Genomic DNA, 20,284 nt, shown 5'->3' with positions numbered 1-20,284 from the left:
AATAATCGCAGGTACCTATAGTGGCTTCTTGTTCGTTATGTAGAATATCTTGGGCGTGGCTACATTGCCTGAATTGCCCGCGGAAATGAGGTTGATCGTCACCTTGTAGGTCTTTAATTCTTTCAGATGTTTTAAGGTAACATCAAAACTGGCATTGGTGCTGTTGGCTACGGCATCCTGGTCCAGCCCGATGCCCGCCGGATCGCTCACCACATTCAGCGTAGTGATCACGCCCTTTTCCGGCATCTTACTGTCCACCTTCACTTTGAAGGTAAAAGTGCTGTCCAGCGCCTGGTTATAAGCTCCTTCTTCCACACCGGCCAGACTGAACTTCAGCGCCTCTTCCTGCACCACAGGAGGAGCGTCCGTTCCTTTGTTCTTCTTTTTGCAGGAAATGGCTGCCACGGCAGTCAGCAGTAAAAAAGCGGGAAGATAGGTTCTCAATAACATAGCATTAATAATATCAGTAAAATTAAAATTTTAAAACATGTAAATCAAATTTTACTTCTTACGTCCAACGCATCTCTCAGGCCATTGCCTAACAGGTTGAAAGCCAACACCAGCAGCATGATAGCAACTCCCGGCGCCAGGGCCAGGGCAGGGTTATGGGTGATGATGAAATTGTAATTTTCTTTTATCATGAGGCCCCAGGAAGGCTGCGGCGGCTGTACCCCTACCCCCAGGAAACTCAGACCCGCTTCCACCACGATGGCCGTGGCAAAATTGCCGGCAGCCACCACCATCACAGGGCCGAGGATATTCGGCAGGATGTGCCGGAGGATAATCCGGCTGTTCCGGTACCCCAGCGCCCTGGCAGCTTCCACAAACTCCAGCTGCTTCAGGGAAAATATCTGCCCCCGGATAATCCTCGCCACGCCTACCCACATGGTGAGCCCCACGGCAATGAATACCTGCCAGAAGCCCTTGCCCAGGGCAAGCGTCAATGCAAATACCACCAGCAGCGTAGGCATCGCCCACACGACGTTTACAAGCCACATCACCAGGTCGTCCGTACGGCCGCCGTAATATCCGGCGATAGCGCCGAGGAACACGCCGATGGTCAGGGAAATGATCACCGCTATAACGCCCACGCCTAAACTGACACGGGTGCCGATGATGAGGCGGCTAAGGATATCCCGGCCAAACTTGTCCGTCCCCAGCCAGTAGGTTTGTGTAAACACCTGCTGTTGCGCAACCACCTGTTGTAAGCGCTGCCAGTCAGGCCGCTCCGCATGCCGGCCATATACCACTACATCCAGCGGATAAGCTTCTTCCACCGTCGTGGCCTCATCTACATAATGCCGGATGATAATAAGCGAGTCTTTTACCTGGTGGGATGTAACGGGTATGTAGGTATAAGCGGACGGCTTTCCGGAAACCAACCGGCGGAAAAAGCCAGTAGGCGGTAAGGCCTGGTCTTTTCGTACAGCCAGCATCGTTACCCTGAATCCCGGCCGCTGCCCTTCTATCTCCAATACCATCCTGTTCGCGTCCGGCGTGCTGTCCGGCGCAATAAAGTAGGCCAGGATGCTGACCAGCACCGAGAGGCACACGATCAGCAATCCCGCCACCGCGCCTTTGTTGCGCAGCAGTCTTTTGAAAGAGGTTTCAGGAGCAGACAAGCGAAAAAAATTTTATCAGTTCACCTTACGGCCTTTCCACTGGTAGCTGCCAAATTTGCCCAGCCACCCGGCAATTACAATATAAGGAATATGAAATATTTGCCCGGGAATAAACCATACCAGCAAGCCGGACTTATTAAAGAAACTGGCCACCGGCAACAGGAAATACAACTCCATGGTAATTTTAAACAGCAGCAGTATCAGCAGCCAGGGCCAGAGCGCAGGCAGGAAGAATGCCGCAATGCCCATGCCCAGCAGGCCGGCATTGAAAAAATACACCAGCATCAGCACATAGGTAATGCGCTTATCCTCGTACTTATCCGCTTTGGACGACCAGCGGATACGCTGGTTCATAAACCCTTTCAGGGTGTCTACCGGTAACGTACGTACGATCACTTCCTCGCTTTTCAGGTACATCACCCCTTCCGGATAAGCGTTGTAAATTTTATACATCAGCAGCATATCATCCCCGGAAGCGATATTGTCGATCCCCTTGAACCCGCCCACATCAAAGAACGCGTCCTTTTCATAGGCGAGGTTCGCCCCGTTGCACATGGTGCCGGCCTGCAGCTGCGCGGCCGCGCCGGTAATGCCCTGCATGGTCATGAAGTCGAGCGACTGCAGCTTCTTAAAGAAATTATCCTCCTTATAAAAACTTACCGGCGCCGCGATGAACTTCGGATGCCTGTCCTCATAAAACTGCACGATCGTTTCTATCCACCTGGGCCCCATGATGCAATCCGCATCCGTGGTAACGATCAGGGTGCCGTTTGACTGGGATACGGCAATTTCAATTGCTTTCTTTTTGTATGAATTCAGCCGCTGCTGCTTGTCCAGCAGCTGGCTCATCTGCAGCAGCCGGATGTTGGCCGCGCCGCAGTTACGCACCACGTCAGGCGTTGCGTCGGTAGAAAAATCATCAATCACAATCACTTCCAGCAGGTGCGCGGGATACGTCTGCTGTTTGAGGGCTTCCAGCAGGGGTGGCAGGTTATCGGCTTCATCCCTGGCGGGAATGATGACGGTAACAGGGGTGGTTCCCATCCGGGGAACAGGTACTACATAATTTTTGAGGCGCTTCCAGCCCAGGCTGTACCACAACATCAGTACACCGTAACCCAGCGCCAGCACCACCATAATAATCAGGAAAAAATGCATTCGGGTTTATATGTTTGATTTTATTACTTGACCTAATTGTGCCGATATCAGCTGATGCCCCTTATCCAGTACAATCATTTTGGACGGGAAGGAGCCATCCACAAAACGGGTCCCCAGTTCCGGCGGGATAACCCGGTCGTACTTCCCGAAGATCAGGAGCGTTTGCACCTGGTACTGCGCCAGCAACCGCCTGCATCGCTGCTGATCGGGCATCATTTTGCGGAGGTTCGTCCAGATCTCATACACCTGTATGCGCTTCTCCGGTTGATCCATCCGGTGCAGCACAAACTTGTAAATACTTTCATTGAGCAATCCCAGTTTACGCCAGATTTTTATCAACCTGAAAAAGAACTGCGGGTGATACGTATTGTATTTGAAAAGCCGGTTGCCGATGCTGGTTTGCGTAACAAACAAATGCCAGGGATTATTCCGTAGGCCATCTCCCGCTACCATGATCAGGCGATCCAGTTTGGCGGCCATGGTTTCCACGGCGCACAGTGCAAGCCTCCCCCCCATGCTGTACCCCAGCAGGGAAAACCGCTGAAACCCGTGCTGTTCCATCAGGATGGAAATAACAGCGGTGAGGTCCGATTTTTCAAAGCCACGGTTCTCCTGCCATTCCGTTTTACCATGCAACGGCATATCCAGGCCAATGATGGTAAACGCCTCACTCAATTCAGCTACCAGGGGCCGAAAATGCGCAGCGCTTTCACCGAAACCATGCAGGCAGATAAGCAGCTGGTTCCCATTGCCTTCGCGTATTCCGTGTAAACGGCTTTTTTTATATGGCAGATAAAATTCAGGCATAACCTAAAAGGGAACAATGATAAGCAAAATAATGCTAGCAGCGGCTGTTTATGTTACTGCGGCCGATCGTTAAGGTTGTTTTAAAACTCTGAAAAGAGGCTTTCCGGGGCGTTCTTATTTCGCAATTATTTAGTTAAATTACAGAACTACCAAAAACAGTTTATCATGGACGCAACAGTTGAAAATAAGCAAGCGCTGAAAGGCGCAGAATTCCTTGTCAGGGAAAGTACTCCTGAAGATGTGTTTACGCCGGAAGATTTTTCAGAAGAGCAGTTGATGATCAAAGACATGGCTGATCAGTTTATCCTGAAGGAAGTGACGCCGGTGGTGGAAAGGCTGGATAAACTGGAAGAAGGGCTCATGCCTGCCCTGCTGGAAAAAGCAGGCGAACAGGGCTTGCTGGGCGCCGCCTTCCCGGAAGAGCTGGGAGGCCTCGGTAAGGACTTTGTTACCGCTACCATCATCAACGAAGGATTAGGCGCCGGCCACTCCTTCTCTGTTGCCATGGCCGCTCATACAGGTATCGGCTCCCTGCCTATCCTCTACTTTGGTACAGAAGAACAAAAACAAAAATATATTCCCAAACTGGCCACCGGTGAAATGAAAGGCGCATACGCCCTCACCGAGCCAGGTTCCGGCTCCGATGCCCTCGGCGCTAAAACCACGGCCAAACTCAGCGAGGATGGTAAATACTACCTGCTCAACGGCCAGAAGATCTGGATCACCAACTCCGGCTTCGCGGACGTATTCACCGTATTCGCGAAAATCGACGGCGATAAATTCACCGGCTTCATCGTGGAAAAGGGTACCCCCGGGTTCACCCTCGGGCCGGAAGAACATAAAATGGGTATCAAAGGCTCCTCGACCCGGCAGATCTACTTCCAGGACGCAAAAGTACCCGTGGAAAATGTGCTGGGCGTAATAGGCAAAGGCCACCTCATCGCCTTCAACATCCTCAACATCGGCCGCCTCAAACTCTGCGCTGCCGCGCTGGGCGCCGCCAAAAAATGTATCAACACCTCCGTTAACTACGCCGTTACCCGCGAACAGTTCAAACAACCGATCGCCAATTTTGGCGCCATCAAACATAAACTCGCGGAAATGGTAATCCGCACGTGGACCAGCGAGGCCGCGCTCTACCGCACCGCCCAGCTGATCGACGATAAGGAAAAAGAACTCCTGGCCGCCGGCAAACCATTCAACGAAGCCCTCCTCGGCGCCGCCGAAGAATACGCCGTGGAATGCGCCATGCTGAAAGTAAACGGTTCCGAAGTGCTGGACTACGTGGTGGACGAAGGCGTGCAAATCCACGGCGGTAACGGCTTCAGCGATGAGTACATCATCTCCAAAGCCTACCGCGATTCCCGCATCAACCGCATCTTCGAAGGCACCAACGAAATCAATCGCCTCCTCACGCTCGACATGACGCTCAAACGCGCCCTCAAAGGCAAAATTGACCTCATGACGCCCGCGATGAACGTGATGAAGGAACTGATGAGCATCCCCGACTTCGGCAGCGATGACGAAACGCCTTTCAGCAAGGAAAAGAAAATGATCGCCAACTTCAAAAAAGCGATCCTCATGACCGCCGGCGCTGCCGCGCAGAAACTCATGGCCAAGCTGGAAACCGAACAGGAAGTACTGATGGACATTGCTGATATGGCTATCGAAACCTTTGTAGCCGAAAGCGCCCTGCTCCGCCTCATCAAACTAAGCCAAAACAAAGGCGAGGCAGCTGCCGCGCTGGAAAAGGACATGGTGCAAACCTACATCTACGATGCGGCGGACCGTATCAACAAATCCGGCAAGGATGCCATCAACGCCTTCGCCGAAGGCGATGAACAACGCATGATGCTGCTCGGCCTCAAACGCTTTACCAAAGCGGAACCTTTCAACACCAAAGAAGCCCGCAGGCGCATCGCGGATAAACTGATCGCAGAAAATAAATACATCTGGTAATTCAATAACGAAATATGCCCCGCACCAATATGCGGGGCATATTTTTGAAATAACCCCTCCTATTTGCCCCGCCTTGTTATCTTTACAACTGATTTACAGACAGGTGCATGAAGCAATTAGCTACAATCTTAACCTCCATTATCGCGGTTCTATTTTTTCCAGTATGGGCTTACAGCCAGGCTTCCATCCGCTTAAGCCAGCCCTCCCGGGATCAAATCAACGTCAGTAACGGCAAACAGTTTATTGCCGGCAGAACCTGTATAGGCTGCAGGCTTACGATTAATAACGATACGGTGCAGGTGTACCCTACCGGCGCCTTCGCCGTGAAAAAAGAGCTGCCACAAGGCAAAAGCACGTTCGTACTCACCGCGTATGATACTACCGGTACCGCCTATACGCGAACCGTTACCTACTATTATAACCCGGCGCCCGCTCCCAGAGCTACCGCTACCTTCCGGATCGACTTCATTGACATCTCCCCCAAAGGCAACCTCGAACTGGCTGCAGGAGATACCATCCGGGTAAAAATGAAAGGCTACCCCGGCGCTAAAGCCACCTGGTTCAACGGGCAGCCGCTGACGGAACTGCCGCCCGCCCAGTCGTCCGGCGTGCCAGGCTACTATGTAGGCTACCACGTAGTGACGGAGGACGATTCCCTGCTGAACGGGAAAATAAATGTCACCCTCAGCAATGGCAGCAACAGTACCACGCTGGCCAGTCCTAACCGGTACCGCTATATGAAACAGGACAAGATTTTCACCGGCCGCACCATCGATAACATGACCTACATCACCAGCGCCACAGAGGGCGACCGCCTCGGGCCCAATAAACTCGGGTACCTGGATAAGGACGTACTGCTGCAGATCGTAGGCAAGGAAGGCGATTATTACAAAGTCCGGCTGGCCAACCGGAAAAATGCCTACATCCCCGAAGGCTTCCTGGATACGGATATTCCCCAGGAAGGCATCCCCGTCAGCGTGATTTCCGATGCCCGGATTTGGGCGGACGATAAGTATGATTACGTGCAGATAGCACTTTCCGACCGTATGCCTTACATCTCTACCCAACAAAATAACCCCGGGAAAATTATCATTGATGTGTATGGCGCCTACGCCGAACAGCGTATCAATAACGATGTGCAAAACGCCCGGGAAATCAGCCAGGTGACCTGGGGGCAGCCTGCCCCGGATGTGCTCCGGATGACGCTCTCCCTCAAACACAATGTTTGGGGCTATAAAATGTACTACGAAGGCAACAAACTAACGGTCAGGGTTAAACGAATTCCGCAAAACCTGGCGCTCAATAATATGACGATTGCCATCGATCCCGGCCATGGCGGCAGCAATACAGGCGGCAGCGGCCTCGCCGGCGTCGTGGAAAAACATATGACGCTGGCTATTTCCCTGATGCTGAAAAATGCGTTTGAAAAAGAAGGAGCGAAAGTGCTGATCACCCGCACCACAGATCAATTCGTGAACAACGAAGAGCGCCTGTCCTTCTACCGGAACGTAGACCCGGACCTGCTCCTGAGCATACATTTCAACTCCTCCTCCAACCCGGTGGATATCTTCGGTACGGCCACCTATTACCGCCATCCCTTCTGCGAACCCTTCTCTACGGCGATTCACAAACGCCTGCTGGAAACAGGTTTGAGCGATTTTGGCAACAACGGCGGGTTTAATTTTATTCTCAACAATCCAACGGAATTCCCGGATGTGCTGGTGGAAACGCTGTTCCTGAGCAACCCCGGCGATGAAGCGGCTATCCTGGACCCTGAATTCCAGCAGCTGCTGATTCAAAAAATTGTGCAGGGCACGAAGGATTATGTCCAGGAGGTGGGCCGGTAGGAGTAAGAACCGCCAAAACTTCATCGGGTAGTGCCCGCGCGCTACCCGATGAAAAAATTTGAAAGCCGGTGAATCCAGTGCCTTAAAGCACCTGCTCCCGCAAATAACCGGACAACCGGTTGATCGCCGCCGCCACTATCTTAATCTGCTCATCCGCCTCTTTCCATCTCCGCTGCTCAATCGCTTCCCTTACACCCGGAATCGTTTTCACGCCATACCCCGTATAAAATCCCGGCGCATACAGCGTATGCTTATACCACGCCCGGTTCGGCAATCCGCCGGCATACAACAGTTGCTGCTCCGCCTGGTACAACGCTTTATTCACCGCCTCGCTGTTAACGCCCTGCTTTCGGGCAGCCAGCTTCAACGTAACGGAATCCAGCCCCACCAGCGCATTCTGCAACGGCGAAAAATCTATAAACGGCACCGGGTCCTTTATCGCCGGCGGCGCCAGGCGTTTAGCCGTATCCGTTGCCAGCGTGTATTTCCCCTCGCTAATCAGCTGGTTCTCCACAGCGGTAGCTTCGCGGAGGTTATTGGAGAGTTCGGACAGCTCTGCGGCATAGGTATTCACAGTTTCATACAACCGGCGGTAGTCAAACGGCAGGTTAACGGCATTGGCTATACGCAGTACGGTATGCCCCGCGGTTTTGGACAACGCTACCCCATAGTCGAAAGTAGGGTCCTTGAAGCGGCGGTAATCGTCATAGGAATCGTAAATCGAATGGTACTCACCACCCGCATCTTCGCCGCCATAGCTATAATCCAGCGATGGCACGCCCAGGTGCTGCAGGAAGGACGAGTAGTCGGACCCGGAGCCCATCGCATTGATATTAATCCCCTGTTTGGAAAGCTTTTCCTTCTTAGCCTTGGGCGTAGCGGCTCTCAGCGCATCCAGCGCCTGGCGGCGGGCCAGTACGCTCACCTTCGTTTGCGGGTCAATGATATCCCGCCCCACTTCGTTCACCAGCGTTTCCAGCGCATGGGAGCCGCTGGCGTTCAGGAAACCCCGGCCGTTGTTATCGGAATTGATGTACACCACGGCTTTTTCCTGCAGCTCTTTGGCGTGGTCTTCCACCCATTCGGTAGAGCCCAGCAGGCCGGGCTCTTCCCCGTCCCAGGCGCAGTACACCAGTGTGCGGGCAGGCCGGTGGCCCTGTTTGGCCAGCGCGCCGATCGCCTTCGCCTCTTCGAGCATGGCGGCAATACCGCTAACAGGGTCCGCAGCGCCATTCACCCAGGCATCATGATGATTCCCGCGCACCACCCATTGATCCGGGTATTTGCTGCCTTTGAGGGTCGCTATTACGTTGTGGCAGGGCCGCACCTGCCAGTCAAATTTCAGTTTCAGATGCACCGGCGCCGTGCCCGGGCCGATATGATAGGTAAAGGGCAGGCCTCCCCGCCAATCCTCCGGCGCCACAGGCCCTTCCAGGGATTGCAGCAGCGGGACCGCATCGTGATAGCTGATCGGTATCACCGGTATTTTCAGGAGGTTGGGCGCCTCTTCCCTGTTGAGCCGCTTCGCATCCGCAGTAGCGCCAACGTTGGGCGTGAGCGGGTCCCCGGGGTATATCACCATATCCATGATGGAGCCCCGCTGTACCCCGTATTCGTTTTTAAACGCCCCCTTCGGATATACATCCCCGCCAAAATAGCCGTCATCCCGCGGGTCGGAGTAAATGATACAGCCAATAGCCCCATGTTCCTGGGCTACCTTCGGCTTAATCCCCCGCCAGGAGCGGCCATATTTCGCAATGACAATTTTGCCTTTCACGCTGATGCCGAGCCGTTGCAGGTAGTCATAATCTTCCGGCAGGCCGTAGTTGACGAACACCAGCCCGGCCTCCACGTCCCCGTCGGCACTCCAGCAGTTATACGTAGGCAGCTGGCCTTCCTGGCCGGAGGTGGCATCTTCCGGGAGGGCAGGCTCCTTCAGCAAAGCTTTGTACGGCCGCGGGCCGCCCAGTTCCAGCACCCGCTCCTGCGGAATGGGAAACAGCACCTGGTAGGTGACCAGCGAGGCATCCCAGCCATAACTGTTGAAGCGGCGCCTGATTTCCTCCGCCACTTCCTTTCCCCTGGCCGAGCTGATATGATGCGGCCTCGAGGCCAGCTCTTTAATCGTAGCGCCTATGCTGGCGCTGCTCAAATGCTGGTCAAATTGCTGTTCCAGTCGTAATTGCTCCGCCGCAGCATCGTCGGGGAAGCCGGATAGTTTCTTCGTTTGCCCGCTGGCAATGCCGCTTAGCAGCACCAGGGCAGCCACCAGTTGACTGATAGGTGATGTGGTCATAACAGATTCAGATTGTTGGTCTATGTGGGTTTGTATCTAATCAATATACAAATAGTCTATTAATTTAATAGGCTTTTTTTGGAGCCATTCCGGGTTGTTATAACTTTTGGTTATGATGCATAAATACAGGTTATAGGCCAAACAGTCTACTTAACCAGTAGATTAATCTATATTTGTAAATCCTTTCATAGCTTTAATGCCTGGAATAAATTTTATCACATTATAAAACAGCATATATATGGGGAAAGCCATCGAGGAGTTTAATGAGTACAGGGCTAAGATGAACGACGTAATCCTGGGCAAGCAAAACAAGGTGATCAACCGCTTATTCAACCTGGATACCAACACCTATGCGGAAGGCGCGCTGAGCACGAAAACAAAGGAAATGCTGGGCCTGGTGGCGTCGATGGTGCTGCGTTGCGATGATTGTATCAAATACCACCTCGGCAAATGCTATGAACAGGGGATCACCACGGAGGAAATGTACGAGATCTTTGCAGTGGCCAATATCGTGGGCGGTACCATCGTTATCCCGCACACCCGCCGGGCCGCCGAATATTGGGAAGAATTGACGGCGCAGTGATACGCATTTTCCGGCGATCTGTCGTAACTTTACATTCTATATAAAACATATATTTAATCCATTCTAATGTCAACAGCAACTATAGCTCCGCAGACCTTAACGGCTAAAGACTTTGCCACCGACCAGGAAGTGCGCTGGTGCCCGGGCTGCGGTGACTACTCTATATTAAAACAGGTTCAAACCATCATGCCTGCACTGGGCGTGCCCCGCGAAAATATTGTGATCGTATCCGGTATCGGGTGTTCTTCCCGCTTCCCGTATTACATGAACACCTACGGTATGCACTCGATCCATGGTCGCGCTACGGCCATCGCGTCCGGCCTCAAGGCTGCCCGCCCTGAACTGAGCGTATGGATCGTTACCGGCGACGGGGACGGCCTCTCCATCGGCGGCAACCACACCATTCACCTGCTCCGCCGCAACTTTGATGTAAACGTCATGCTCTTTAACAACCAGATTTACGGGTTGACCAAAGGCCAGTACTCCCCTACATCAGAGGAAAATAAAGTGACCAAGTCCACTCCTTTCGGTAGTATCGACCATCCGTTTAACCCAATGGCGCTGGCCCTGGGCGCGGATGCGACCTTTATTGCCCGCAGTATGGACCGCGATCCTAAACACCTCCAGGAAATGCTCAAACGCAGCCACGCCCACAAAGGCGCGTCCTTCCTGGAAATCTACCAGAACTGTAACATCTTTAATGATGGCGCGTTTGAAGTATTTACAGAGAAGTCGACCAAAGGCGATGAAACCATCTTTGTGGAACAGGGCAAACCGCTGATCTTCGGCGCCCAGAAAAACAAAGGTATCCGCTTCGACGGCCTGAAACCCGTTGTGGTGGAACTCGGCGCGGATTTCAGTGCGGACGATCTCTGGATCCACGACGAAAACGACTTCCTGAAAGCGCAACTGCTTACCCGCATGTTCGATGATCCTCGTGTTGAAGGACACTTACCCCGTCCTTTCGGTGTGTTCTACCAGGCGCACCGTCCTACCTACGAAGACATCATGTCTTTCCAGCTGGCCGACGTGCTCGAGCGCAAAGGCCCCGGAAACCTTGATAAACTCTTCGCAGGTAACGAAACCTGGACCATCAGGTAACTGCTTTATTTCATAATATCAAAAAGGCGCCGCGGGGATCCGCAGCGCCTTTTTTTTATGGTAAATATTTTATTATTGGGGGGAGAAAGATCTAAGGTAGCCTTGCTGTATATGCCCGTTCACAGCGCATGCCAGCCCTGCCGGCTGCCAATGCCCAAACAGCCGCCCTATGCAGTTAGTGCCCCATAGGCCCGACGCCGAAAGTCACCTGGTACAGCAACACCAGCCCGAAAATCACCATGCTCGATCCCGCAATCCGGTTTAGCCAGATGACATTGGTGAGCGTGAGCTTATGCCGGATCTTATCCGCCACAAATACTTTCAGGATATCGGCGGAAAGTACCAACGCCAGGCAGGTCACATACATCACAATCCGGTAAGCTACCGGCGTAGCGCTGGAGGCAATGCATACCGGCAGCCAGAAGATGATCACCCCCGGGTTGAGGGTATTCATTAAAAAGCCAGCCAGCCATATCTTCAGGTAATCGTGGGTACGGAACATCTCCGGCTTCTCTTCCCCGGTACTGATCCTGACCTTTTTGAAGATCAATGCATACAGCCCCATTCCTATCAGCAGGATCCCGCCACAGATACCGATGGTACGGTTATACCCTTCCAGGCCGGTGATAAATGCAGTGGAGAGGTTGCCGACAGTCACAAACAGGGCATCGCTGAAAGACACGCCCAGCGCAAAACTGATACCTGCCTTAAAACCATTATTGATGCTGTATTTGATAATGGCGAATATTACCGGGCCTACCGATAATGATAAAAATAGCCCCAGTCCTAGTCCCGCTACAATTGCTGCTGTCATGCTTTAATGTTCCTGGTCCTGGTTTGTTCGTTTATTGCTTAACGGTTTTTCCCTCAAGAAATTTTTCCCAGTCCTTCAGCTTCTCGCCTTTCAGCACTCTCGGGAATTTGTTCATCGCCCCTTCCTTGCCCTTGCAACGGAGGTAATCAATAAACACATCGTTCGGCAATACCTCTACAAACACTTCTTTCAGCGCAGATGTTCTTTCCACGGCATAGTCATCGTTGACCTCCGCAAGCGTCTGATCAATGATTTCCCGCACTTTGGCGGCATCTACGTTCACACTGTCTGTTCCAATATACCAGCGGTGCGCAAACAGGTTCTCGTAAGGGAACCCTGCCACAGTAAATTCTCTGATGGTAATACCCAGCTTCTTCTGCACGGTATCGATCGCACGGTTCATGTTATCGATACTCATATGCTCCCCGCAAAGACTGAGGAACTGCTTGGTACGGCCTACAATCACAATTTCATGCTCCTTCACGGAAGTGAACTTCACCACGTCCCCGATGAGGTAACGCCACGCGCCCGCACAGGTGGAAAGCATCACCGCGTACTCCACATCTTCCACCACCTCGTTGATCATGTAAGATTTAGGATTCGGCTTCACTTCGCCCTCTGCATCAAAGTTTTCCTCGTTAAACGGAATAAACTCGTAGAAGATGCCGGCATTCAGCACCAGCTTAATACCCCTGGTGCCGGGGCGGGCCTGGAATCCAAAGGAGCCCTCGGAGGCCATATACGTTTCAATGAAGGTGATCGGCTTGCCGAGCAGCTTCTGGAAACTCTCCCGGTATGGCTCAAAAGATACGCCCCCGTGAATATATATCGCCAGGTTAGGCCATATCTCATGGATATGCTTCACCCCATGGTATTTGATAATTTCTTCCAGCACAATCTGCACCCAGGCAGGTACCCCGCAAACGGTGCCCACATCCCACTGCGGCGCCTTGCGTACAATTAGCTTGATACGCTGCTCCCAGTTGGGCTTACGGGAAATTTTACCGCCCGGCTTATAAAAACGGCGAAACCAGCGGGGAATATTCTTGGCCTGGATGCCGCTCATATCCCCTTCGTAATAGTCCCCTTTTTCGTAAAGTGAAGTGGTACCACCCAGCATAAGGATCCCTTTTTCGTAGGATCTCGGTGGAATATTGAAGTTAGCCATGGAATACAGCTGCTTCACGCCCACTTTTTTTACCGTTTTTAACATATCCTTAGTAACCGGAATATGTTTACTGGCGGATTCAGAAGTCCCGGAACTCAGCGCGAAATATTTAATTTTCTCGGGCCAGCTCACATTTTCCACTCCTTCCAGGCACTTATACCACCACTCTTTATGCATTTTGGTGTAGTTGTGCACAGGTACCTTTTCCTTATACTGCCCTATAAAGTTTGGGTTGTCCAGTATCTCCTGGAACTGATAATGGCGTCCGAATTCGGTGTCCTTGGCCTTCTCCAGCAATCGATGTAACACCTGCAGCTGGTATTGCCGCGGTGTGCCTAACTTGAATGTAAACTTTTTCCTGATCCTCAGCGACCTGGAAATAAGATTTCCTATAATGGCCATTAATTTTTCAATTGAACTGCAAAAATATCGAATATTATTACGATTTGCGAATTACCCCTTTGTGGGAGACATTTAAGCCATCACTATTTCGTAATTGATATTTACCTTTGCCGCATGTTAAAAGCAACCTTGCTCAAAGCTACTGAAGCCGGCGGAAAAATACTGCAACAATATTTTAACGGCCCTTTTGAGGTGAGCAGCAAAAGCTCCCTGAACGACCTCGTTACCGAAGCGGATAAGAAATCGGAAAAAGCCATCATTGAAGTGATTCACGGCGCTTTCCCCGATCATTTTATCCTCGCGGAAGAAACAGGCGTCATCCCGTCCGAATCCAATATCAAATGGATCATCGACCCCATTGACGGCACCGTAAACTTCGCCAACGGAGTACCCCTCTGCTGCGTGTCCATCGGCGTGGAAAAAGACGGCGAAATGATACTCGGCGCGGTGTATAACCCCTTCATGAACGAACTTTTCGTGGCGGAAAAAGGTAAAGGCGCCACCCTGAACGATAAACCTATCCAGGTATCCAAAAACGGCAACTTTAACCAGTGCCTCCTGGTGACGGGCTTCCCCTATAAGTGGGAAGACTCCCTGAACAACCCCATGGTAGTGTTTGAAAGGATCATCAAACAGGGCCTGCCAGTACGCCGGCTCGGCTCCGCAGCTATCGACCTCTGCTGGGTAGCCTGCGGCCGTTTCGACGGGTTCTACGAACACCACCTGCAGGCATGGGATTCCGCCGCGGGATTCCTCATCGTGGAAGAAGCCGGCGGTAAAGTAACCGACTTCAGCGGTAACCGGTATTCGCCCTACCAGAAGACCATCCTGGCCACCAACGGCCATATCCATCAGGCATTGCAAGACCTTGTAAACGGGAAATAGTTATGGAACAGGAAAGAACAGAAATCAACGACCTCGGTGAGTTTGGCCTAATCGACTATCTCACCCGGAACATAGAAATCCAGAATGCCAGCACCGTCCTCGGCGTTGGCGACGATGGCGCCGTGATCGACCATTTCGGCAAACAAACGGTGATCAGTACGGACATGCTCGTGGAAGGCATCCACTTCGACCTCATGTACGTGCCCATGAAACACCTGGGCTATAAATCAGTGGTAGTGAACCTATCGGACATCTACGCGATGAACGCTACGCCTACCCAGATCACCATGAACATCGCCTTCTCCAACCGGTTCTCACTGGAAGCCCTGAACGAATTCTATGAAGGCGTATATGCCGCCTGCGAAAAATACGGGGTGGACCTCATCGGCGGAGATACCAGCAACTCCCATAAGGGGCTGATTATCAGCGTAACCGCTATAGGAGAAGTAGCCCCTGATCAATTCGTGAAACGCAGCACCGCCCAAAAAGGCGACCTGCTCTGCGTTTCCGGCGACCTCGGCGCGGCCTACCTCGGGCTCACCCTACTCGAAAGAGAGAAGAAAATCTACCTGGAAAACCCGAAACTCACGCCGGACCTGGAAAACCAGACCTACATCATCGGCCGGCAACTGAAACCGGAAGCCAGGAAAGATATCATCCAGTTCCTCGAAGAAAGCGACATCAAGCCTACCGCTATGATGGACGTTAGCGACGGCCTCAGCTCCGAAATACTGCATATCTGCAAACAGAGCAACCTCGGCGCCGTACTCTATGAGGAAAAAATTCCGATTGCCCAGGAAAGCAGGGAAATGGCCCTCAAATTCGGCCTCGATCCCACCGCCTGCGCCCTCAGCGGCGGAGAGGATTATGAGCTACTCTTTACCATGAAGCAGGAGGACTACGATAAAATCGTACTGAACGAACAGATCAGCGTAGTCGGCTACATGGCGGATATCAGCGAAGGCGCCCATATCATCACCAAGGGCGGCAACAAATTCAAACTCGTATCCCAGGGCTGGAACGCTTTCCAGCAATAATCACTGGCTTGCATAAACGAAAAAAGCGGGTACCGGCCGGTACCCGCTTTTTTTATTTTATCATACGTTTATTCTACTATCACCTGGATCACCTGGCTGTTGTGCGTAGGTGGCAGTGGATCGGCAAATACGCTGCATTTCAGCTGGTATTTGCCCGGCTTGTCGGGCATAATTACCTCCATGCCTGCCAGGCGCCTGCTGATGGCCTTCGCCAGCGTCAACGGTGTTTTCACCGGCGCGTAGGAAGAATCTTTCGTGGTAAACCCGTACCCGATCACCGGCTCGTTTTTCCAGTTAATGGGCACCGGCTGTCGATACAGGTTCTCGGGCGCCACTACCAGTTTGTAACGCTCGCCCCGGCGCACTTTCAACTGTGTGACGGCTGGCTTTAACTGGATCAGGTTATAGGAGTAGTAGGCGGAATCTACATAATAATCCCAGGTACCCCGCACGCTCACCACACTGTCCGTAATCGGCAGATTCGGCCCGAAGACCAGTACCTCCCTGCCCCACAGCTCCTTCTCGGTATCCCAGAAGTTATACTGGCTGCGGCGCGCATAACGGGAATTGAGGCTATACGAAAGGTGACCGGTGTAAAACATATACTTGGAAGGCAACTGGTAGCTGTTGAGGAACACCACCGGCCTGTCGCCCGCTGCGGCAGCCACCTTTGAAGTCCACTCCCGGTTATGGTGTATCTCCGGGCGTATTTCCGTACCCGGCATAAAATCCCATACCATATACACGCGCACTACCAGCACCAGCAACAAGGTAGCCGGTAAACTGTACAGGAAGGCCCGGCCTTTCCACCCCTTGCGCTTGATCGTTTGATGGGCGAGGATCACAACCGGGGTAAACAGCATCACCGTCCAGTTGGCCTCTACCCTGCCTTTGAAAGTGCTGATCATAAAGAAAACCAGCACCCCGATCACGGAAAATTTCAACGCCCTTTCAAACGTATGCTGGATCGGGCAGATAAAGGCGTAATAAAGCAACAACCAGCCCAGCAGCGGTCCGAACAACAGGAGCTGCCCGGCGAGGTAATCCAGCGTAAAGCTGATGTGGTAGCTGGATGCATTCCTTTCTACCAAATGATATTGTAAAGAGGGGAAGCCATGGTTATACTGCCAGATGATATGCGGCAGGAACAATAAGGTAGTAATGACCACCGCTACGTAATACTTGAAAACCCGCAGCAGGTTGAGGTTGGACAGTACGGTAAAAAATACCAGCAGCACCCCGTGGTATTTACTGTAAAACATCAGCGCCATGGAAATAGCCAGCAGTAAGGTATTTTTCCAACTCTGCTCGTCCACAAACACTTTGTAAGCCCAGAAATAAAGCGCCGCAAAGAAGATCAGCGGCACGTCCGGCACGGCCAGCATGCCACCTACCTGCATGGCTCCCATGGAGCCAATGATGAGGTAATACAGCCGGTTATCCTCTTTGGTAAGCAGCCTGGCCGTTACCCAGAGCGTGAGCGTGTTGAGCATCACCACCAGTAACCGTACTCCCAGCTCATTGTGAAATAAGCTGTAACCTATTTTTATCAGCAGGGCAATCATGGGAGGGTGATCGAAGTACCCCCAGTCCAGGTGACGGGAGTACACCCAATAGTAAGCTTCGTCGTCCCAAAGCTCTGAAAAGCAGGCCTGCAGCAACCCAAGCACCAGCCAACCCAGTAAAAAAAGATTTCTATATTGATTTTTCCGGAGAAATTGAGGTATGCCCATGCGTTCGTTCTTTCGTAATATTTAGCGCGAATATAAAAATTAACAATAAACCGTTGTCGGGCCATTCTCCGGAATAACCAGGAACGATGCTTCGCAGCCAGGGGCGATGCGGCCTATCTTATCGGCCATACCGATCGCCTCCGCGGGGTACAGGGAGGCCATCCGGATCGCTTCCCGCAGGCTGCAGATACCGTTGTTGGCCAGGTTGCGCACCGCCTGCAGCATGGTAAGCCGGGAGCCGGATAATACGCCGGTGGCGCTTACAAACCGGTCTTTTTCCCTGAGGTAGATGTAATCGCCTTCCTTATTTTCCTCCACGGCATCCGTAATGAGGTATAAGCGCCGGCCCATGATCTTTTTACTGATACGCACCGCTGCAAAATCCACATGGATCCCGTCCGCTACAATGCTGGCATATACGCCCGGGTGGTCGTAAATGGCGCCTACCAGGCCGGGTGCGCGGCTTTCCAGGGGCGACATTGCATTGAATAAATGCGTAGCGTGCCGGATGCCATCTTCAAACGACGTATAGGCCTGGGCGTAGGTAGCATTGCTATGCCCTGCATACACGATAATGCCGGCATCCTGCAATTGCCTGACCAGGGCGGGGTCGCAGCACTCCGGCGCCAGCGTGATGATCTTCACCACATCGCTGCCGTTTTCCAGTATCCAATCAATATCTTCCTGGGTGGGTTGTTTGATATATTGAGGCAGGTGAGCGCCTTTCTTCGCGGGATTGATGAACGGCCCTTCCAAATGCAAGCCCAGTACGCCTTTGCGGCCTTCCTGCCAATAGGCTCTTACCGCCTGCATGGCTTGCAGCATAATACCGGGAGAGATGGTGGCCACCGTTGGCATGATATACGCGGCCCCGCCGGCTTTACTGTATTCGTAAGTGCCCGTGAGGGATTGCACGCTGGGGTACATGGAAAAAACTTCGCCATTACCGCCGTAAATCTGCAGGTCGATCAGCGCCGGCGTCAGGTAGGCGCCCTGCAGGTCCACTATTTCGTGGCCTTCCGGTATTTCTTCGGTGGGTGTTATACTGGTAATCAGGCCGTTATCGGTGGATACAGCGTGGTTTTTCAATACTTCTTCTCCGGTAAATATGGTAGCATTAACGTAGGAAGTGGGCATATCTGCTGATTTAGGAGGTTATACTTCGTATAACTCTAAAGGTAGCCCATCGGGATCAGCAAAAAAAGTAAAACGTTGATTTGTGTGGGGATCAATGCGGACAGGCTCCGTTGTCACGCCTTTGGCTGCGAGGTCCTTGACCGCGGTTTCAATATCGGATACGGCAAAAGCGAGGTGGCGCAGGCCCTGCGCCTCGGGGCGACTCACCCGTGGCGGCGGGTCCGGAAAGGAGAACAGCTCAATCACGTAATGATCGCCGATGGCCAGGTCCAGTTTATAGGAATCCCGCTCCTCCCGGTACACCTCCCGGATGACGCGCAATCCAAGCACATCGGTATAAAATGCCTTACTACGCGCATAGTCCGCACAAATGATAGCGATGTGATGGATTCCGTTCAGTATCATGCAGTTAATTAGTCTAAGATGGTAAATGCGTCCGCATCTTTGAGGAAAGGTATATTTTTTCTTACCTCGTCGAGGCGCTCACGGGAAAGGGTGTACGTAAATATGTCCTGCTCATGGGCTTTTTCGTAGATGATCTCGCCCATAGGGTCAATCAGGCTGGTATCGCCGCTGTGGTAGATGTTATTACCGTCGTTACCCACACGGTTTACCCCGATGGCATAGCACTGGTTTTCGATGGCGCGTGCGCGGAGCAGCGTTTTCCAGGCTATGTTGCGCCTTTCCGGCCAGTTGGCTACATACACCAGCACATCATAGGCCGGCGCACCGGTTTCTTCCACGATGCGGTTGCGGGCCCATACCGGGAAGCGCATATCGTAACAGATGTTCAGGTTTATTTTCCAGCCCTTTACGGAGGCAATCAGGCGCTTATCGCCTCCTACGTAATGCTCATGCTCGCCGGCATAGCCAAAGAGGTGGCGTTTGTCGTAAGTGCCGTAGGTGCCGTTAGGCAGCATCCAGATCAGGCGGTTGAGGTACTTGCCGTTTTCTTCGATGATCAGACTTCCGGTAATGATGATGTTCTTTTCAGCAGCCTTCTTCTTCATCCACTGAAACGCGCTTCCATCCATGGTTTGAGCGAGGCGCTCCGGCGCCATGCTGAATCCGGTGCTAAACATTTCCGGTAAAAAAACTACTTCGGTCCGTTCTCCTATGCTGTTGATCTTTTCGTCGAACATACGCAGGTTGGCATCAATATCTTCCCAATACAGATCGGCCTGAATAAGTGTTACTTTTAAATCTGACATCTTTGAAAATTATATAGCAAATTTACTTGCTGCCTGATTAGAAACTTTTTAAATTATCCTACTCAAAATCGGGATTATTTGCGATTTGTTCAAGCGCTTCGCTGATCAGCTCCTGTTCAAAGCCCCGCTGCAAAAGGTACTGCGTGGTTTTATATTTCCGTTTCAGGGGAACTTCGCCTTTTAGCGACCGGTATTTTTTCCCGGCCTGCTGCAGCAATACCTGCCAGTAATCCTCTTCGTCAATTTCCATCATTCCCTTTTTGATGCAATAGGCAGATACCTGTTTCATCTTAAGGGCGGCCTGTATTTTCTTGCGGCCCCACTGCTTCATCCGGAATTTACCGCCGGCGTAGGCTTTGGCAAAGCGCTCCTCGTTGAGGAAGTTATCCGCGATGAGGGCGGCAATGGCTTCCTCCACTTCTTCGCCACGCATGCCCAGTTCCAGCGCCCGGTATTTTACTTCCGAATGGCATCTTTCCTGGTAGGCGCAGTACTGCCTTAATTTTTCCAATGCTTGCGACATC

18 protein-coding genes are annotated in these 20,284 nt (G+C 52.2%); 6 read left to right on the top strand and 12 right to left on the bottom strand.

Going from position 1 to position 20,284, the window contains the following annotated elements; genetic code table 11:
* Positions 1–15: 15 nt before the first annotated feature.
* Genes BOC67_RS12960 through BOC67_RS12945 form a run of 4 tightly spaced genes read right to left on the bottom strand, consistent with a single transcriptional unit; the run spans position 16 to position 3,587 of the window.
* Complete coding sequence (locus tag BOC67_RS12960) at positions 16–450, bottom strand: hypothetical protein (RefSeq protein ID WP_291910752.1); 435 nt, start codon at positions 448–450, stop codon at positions 16–18.
* Positions 451–494: 44 nt separating this feature from the next.
* A complete protein-coding gene (locus BOC67_RS12955; protein ID WP_291910751.1) occupies positions 495–1,622 on the bottom strand; it encodes an ABC transporter permease in 1,128 nt (375 codons plus the stop codon).
* Positions 1,623–1,637: 15 nt separating this feature from the next.
* On the bottom strand, positions 1,638–2,780 hold the full coding sequence (locus BOC67_RS12950; protein WP_291910750.1) for a glycosyltransferase: 1,143 nt from the start codon (positions 2,778–2,780) through the stop codon (positions 1,638–1,640).
* A gap of 6 nt (positions 2,781–2,786) precedes the next feature.
* Positions 2,787–3,587, bottom strand: a complete 801-nt coding sequence (locus tag BOC67_RS12945; RefSeq protein ID WP_291910749.1) for an alpha/beta hydrolase — start codon at positions 3,585–3,587, stop codon at positions 2,787–2,789.
* Between the two features lie 165 nt (positions 3,588–3,752).
* Here BOC67_RS12945 and BOC67_RS12940 point away from each other — a divergent pair, with 165 nt between their 5' ends.
* Positions 3,753–5,546 (top strand): acyl-CoA dehydrogenase family protein, encoded by a 1,794-nt coding sequence (locus BOC67_RS12940; protein ID WP_291910748.1) that lies wholly within the window; start codon positions 3,753–3,755, stop codon positions 5,544–5,546.
* Positions 5,547–5,653: 107 nt separating this feature from the next.
* Positions 5,654–7,393: an N-acetylmuramoyl-L-alanine amidase gene (locus BOC67_RS12935; RefSeq protein ID WP_291910747.1), complete on the top strand. Its 1,740-nt coding sequence runs from the start codon at positions 5,654–5,656 to the stop codon at positions 7,391–7,393.
* Between the two features lie 82 nt (positions 7,394–7,475).
* Here the strand turns inward: BOC67_RS12935 and BOC67_RS12930 are convergent, their stop codons facing one another.
* Entirely contained in the window at positions 7,476–9,689 is a 2,214-nt protein-coding gene (locus tag BOC67_RS12930; RefSeq protein WP_291910746.1) for a transferrin receptor-like dimerization domain-containing protein, read from the bottom strand.
* A gap of 238 nt (positions 9,690–9,927) precedes the next feature.
* On the opposite strand from BOC67_RS12930, the gene BOC67_RS12925 reads away from it, so the two are divergent.
* Entirely contained in the window at positions 9,928–10,272 is a 345-nt protein-coding gene (locus BOC67_RS12925; protein WP_291910745.1) for a carboxymuconolactone decarboxylase family protein, read from the top strand.
* 66 nt (positions 10,273–10,338) lie between these two features.
* A complete protein-coding gene (locus tag BOC67_RS12920; RefSeq protein WP_291910744.1) occupies positions 10,339–11,373 on the top strand; it encodes a 2-oxoacid:ferredoxin oxidoreductase subunit beta in 1,035 nt (344 codons plus the stop codon).
* Between the two features lie 175 nt (positions 11,374–11,548).
* Here the strand turns inward: BOC67_RS12920 and BOC67_RS12915 are convergent, their stop codons facing one another.
* Positions 11,549–12,187 carry a LysE family transporter gene (locus BOC67_RS12915; RefSeq protein ID WP_291910743.1) on the bottom strand — a complete coding sequence of 213 codons (639 nt, stop codon included), beginning with the start codon at positions 12,185–12,187 and terminating at the stop codon, positions 11,549–11,551.
* A 31-nt stretch (positions 12,188–12,218) separates the two neighbouring features.
* Positions 12,219–13,757: a GH3 auxin-responsive promoter family protein gene (locus BOC67_RS12910; RefSeq protein ID WP_291910742.1), complete on the bottom strand. Its 1,539-nt coding sequence runs from the start codon at positions 13,755–13,757 to the stop codon at positions 12,219–12,221.
* A 114-nt stretch (positions 13,758–13,871) separates the two neighbouring features.
* On the opposite strand from BOC67_RS12910, the gene BOC67_RS12905 reads away from it, so the two are divergent.
* Together BOC67_RS12905 and thiL are read left to right on the top strand one after the other, a co-directional pair.
* Positions 13,872–14,642 (top strand): inositol monophosphatase family protein, encoded by a 771-nt coding sequence (locus BOC67_RS12905; RefSeq protein ID WP_291910741.1) that lies wholly within the window; start codon positions 13,872–13,874, stop codon positions 14,640–14,642.
* 2 nt (positions 14,643–14,644) lie between these two features.
* Complete coding sequence (gene thiL / locus BOC67_RS12900) at positions 14,645–15,679, top strand: thiamine-phosphate kinase (protein ID WP_291910740.1); 1,035 nt, start codon at positions 14,645–14,647, stop codon at positions 15,677–15,679.
* Between the two features lie 68 nt (positions 15,680–15,747).
* Here thiL and BOC67_RS12895 read toward each other — a convergent pair whose 3' ends face one another.
* The 5 genes from BOC67_RS12895 to BOC67_RS12875 all read right to left on the bottom strand — a co-directional run bounded on the left by BOC67_RS12895 (position 15,748) and on the right by BOC67_RS12875 (position 20,283).
* Positions 15,748–17,349 carry a glycosyltransferase family 39 protein gene (locus BOC67_RS12895; RefSeq protein ID WP_291910739.1) on the bottom strand — a complete coding sequence of 534 codons (1,602 nt, stop codon included), beginning with the start codon at positions 17,347–17,349 and terminating at the stop codon, positions 15,748–15,750.
* Between the two features lie 102 nt (positions 17,350–17,451).
* On the bottom strand, positions 17,452–18,549 hold the full coding sequence (gene nagA / locus BOC67_RS12890) for an N-acetylglucosamine-6-phosphate deacetylase (protein WP_291910738.1): 1,098 nt from the start codon (positions 18,547–18,549) through the stop codon (positions 17,452–17,454).
* A gap of 18 nt (positions 18,550–18,567) precedes the next feature.
* Positions 18,568–18,954: a VOC family protein gene (locus BOC67_RS12885; RefSeq protein WP_291910737.1), complete on the bottom strand. Its 387-nt coding sequence runs from the start codon at positions 18,952–18,954 to the stop codon at positions 18,568–18,570.
* Between the two features lie 8 nt (positions 18,955–18,962).
* A complete protein-coding gene (locus BOC67_RS12880; RefSeq protein ID WP_291910736.1) occupies positions 18,963–19,760 on the bottom strand; it encodes an amidohydrolase in 798 nt (265 codons plus the stop codon).
* A 58-nt stretch (positions 19,761–19,818) separates the two neighbouring features.
* Positions 19,819–20,283 carry a regulatory protein RecX gene (locus BOC67_RS12875; protein ID WP_291910735.1) on the bottom strand — a complete coding sequence of 155 codons (465 nt, stop codon included), beginning with the start codon at positions 20,281–20,283 and terminating at the stop codon, positions 19,819–19,821.
* Between the last annotated feature and the right edge of the window lies 1 nt (position 20,284).

Origin of the sequence: Chitinophaga sp. CB10, assembly GCA_001870995.2 — a bacterium.
Taxonomy (GTDB): Bacteria; Bacteroidota; Bacteroidia; order Chitinophagales; family Chitinophagaceae; genus Chitinophaga.
Note: the sequence above shows the minus strand (reverse complement) of the source record. Positions and strands in the feature narration are given on the sequence as shown.